Genomic DNA, 932 nt, shown 5'->3' with positions numbered 1-932 from the left:
CCGCCTTCACGGATTGCGAAACGCAGACCATCGTCCATCGCGATCGGGTGGATCAGGGTAACAACCATTTTGATGTTGTCGCCCGGCATTACCATCTCTACGCCTTCCGGCAGTTCGATGGTACCAGTCACGTCAGTAGTACGGAAGTAGAACTGCGGACGGTAGCCTTTGAAGAACGGAGTATGACGGCCGCCTTCGTCTTTGGACAGAATGTACACTTCAGATTCGAACTTGGTGTGCGGCTTGATGCTGCCCGGCTTAGCCAGTACCTGACCACGTTCGATTTCTTCACGTTTGATACCACGCAGCAGAACACCTACGTTCTCACCAGCACGGCCTTCGTCCAGCAGTTTGCGGAACATTTCAACGCCAGTACAGGTGGTTTTCGCGGTTTCTTTGATACCAACGATTTCAACTTCTTCACCGACTTTAACGATACCGCGCTCTACACGACCGGTAACAACGGTACCACGACCGGAGATGGAGAATACGTCTTCGATCGGCAGCAGGAACGGCTTGTCAATCGCACGCTCTGGTTCCGGGATGTAAGAATCCAGGAAGCCTGCCAGTTCGATGATTTTCGCTTCCCACTCTGCGTCGCCTTCCAGCGCTTTCAGAGCAGAACCACGGATGATCGGAGTGTCGTCGCCCGGGAAATCGTACTGAGACAGCAGTTCACGAACTTCCATCTCAACCAGTTCCAGCAGCTCTTCGTCATCAACCATGTCGCATTTGTTCAGGAACACGATGATGTACGGAACGCCTACCTGACGACCCAGCAGGATGTGCTCACGAGTCTGCGGCATCGGGCCGTCAGTCGCAGCAACAACCAGGATCGCGCCGTCCATCTGCGCAGCACCGGTGATCATGTTTTTAACATAGTCGGCGTGGCCCGGGCAGTCTACGTGCGCGTAGTGGCGAGTCGGGGTGTC

At 54.8% G+C, this 932-nt stretch carries 1 protein-coding gene; it reads right to left on the bottom strand.

The features are described from left to right. The coding region (tuf, locus tag CWM58_RS27860; RefSeq protein ID WP_100682227.1) for an elongation factor Tu at positions 1-932 on the bottom strand (932 nt) is incomplete at both ends.

It is taken from the genome of Klebsiella sp. H-Nf2 (assembly GCF_002806645.1).
Lineage (GTDB): Bacteria > Pseudomonadota > Gammaproteobacteria > Enterobacterales > Enterobacteriaceae > Klebsiella > Klebsiella variicola.
The sequence above is the reverse complement of the archived record's forward strand: the minus strand, read 5'-3'. Positions and strand labels throughout refer to the sequence as shown.